Here is a 1364-nt window from a genome sequence, read left to right as displayed (position 1 = left end):
GCTTCCCGCCGTCGCCCCGCCGCCCCGTCAACAACCAGGGCCCGCTGCGCGTCCTGTTGCTGGAGAACATCCACGCCTCCGCCCAGGAGATGCTGGCGGCGGAAGGCTTCCAGGTGGAGCGCACGTCCTCCGCGCTCAAGCCGGAGGAGCTGGCGGAGCGCCTGAGGGGCGTGCACCTCTTGGGCATCCGCAGCAAGACGACGGTGCCGGAGGAGTCGCTCAAGTACGCGGAGGACCTGCTGGCGATTGGCGCCTTCTGCATCGGCACCAACCAGGTGGACCTGCTCTCCTCCAGCGTGCACGGCGTGCCGGTGTTCAACGCGCCGTTCAGCAACACGCGCAGCGTGGCGGAGATGGTGCTGGCGGAGGTGGTGGTGCTGACGCGCCAGCTCTTCGACCGCAGCCGGGAGGTGCACGCCGGGCAGTGGCGCAAGGTGGCCACGGGCAGCCACGAGGTGCGCGGCAAGACGCTGGGCATCATCGGCTATGGGCACATCGGCTCGCAGTTGGGCGTGCTGGCGGAGTCGCTGGGCATGCGCGTGCTCTACTACGACGTGATGACGAAGCTGCCCCTGGGCAACTCGCGCTCCGTGCCCACGCTGAACGGGCTCCTGGCGGAGTCGGACTTCGTGACGCTGCACGTGCCGGCGCTGTCCTCCACGCACATGATGATGGGCGCCGAGCAGTTCCAGGCGATGAAGCCGGGCGCGTGCCTCATCAACGCCAGCCGGGGCACGGTGGTGGACATCCCGGCGCTGGCGCGGGCGCTGCGCTCCAAGCACCTGGGCGGCGCGGCGGTGGACGTGTACCCGGAGGAGCCGGAGGGCAACTCGGACGGCTTCGTCACGGAGCTGCAGGGGATTCCCAACGTGCTGCTGACGCCGCACATCGGCGGCTCCACAGAGGAGGCGCAGGCGTCCATTGGCAAGGAGGTGGCCACGTCGCTGCTCAAGTTCGTCAAGGGCGGCGCGACGACGGGCGCGGTGAACTTCCCCAACGTGGAGGCGCCCATCAACCCGGGCACCCACCGCATCATCAACGTGCACCGCAACACGCCGGGCGTGCTGCGTGACATCAACCGCATCGTGTCCGACTTCAACGCCAACATCCACGCGCAGGTGCTGAGCACCGACGCCAACGTGGGCTACCTGGTGATGGACCTGGACCAGGACGTGTCCCAGCAGGTGTGCGAAGCCATCGCCGGGCTGGAGACGGACATCAAGACGCGCATCGTGTCCTAGAGCGCCGATCAGGTTTCCGCCCGAGGAAAGTCGAATACTTACGAGCGCGATCGACGTGGGCTGTCGCCGCGTGATCAGGTCGCCACCTCTCGGAGGTGGCTCATGGAGCGCTGGAAGCCGACT

The 1364-nt window shown here is 68.3% G+C and carries 1 protein-coding gene; it reads left to right on the top strand.

All coding sequences use genetic code 11. The features are described from left to right. On the top strand, window positions 1-1241 hold a 1241-nt coding region (gene serA, locus D7V88_RS41505), incomplete at its 5' end, for a phosphoglycerate dehydrogenase (protein WP_244238690.1). Between the last annotated feature and the right edge of the window lie 123 nt (window positions 1242-1364).

Origin of the sequence: Corallococcus terminator, assembly GCF_003611635.1 — a bacterium.
Classification (GTDB): domain Bacteria; phylum Myxococcota; class Myxococcia; order Myxococcales; family Myxococcaceae; genus Corallococcus; species Corallococcus terminator.
This window is presented reverse-complemented; position numbering and strand designations above follow the sequence as displayed.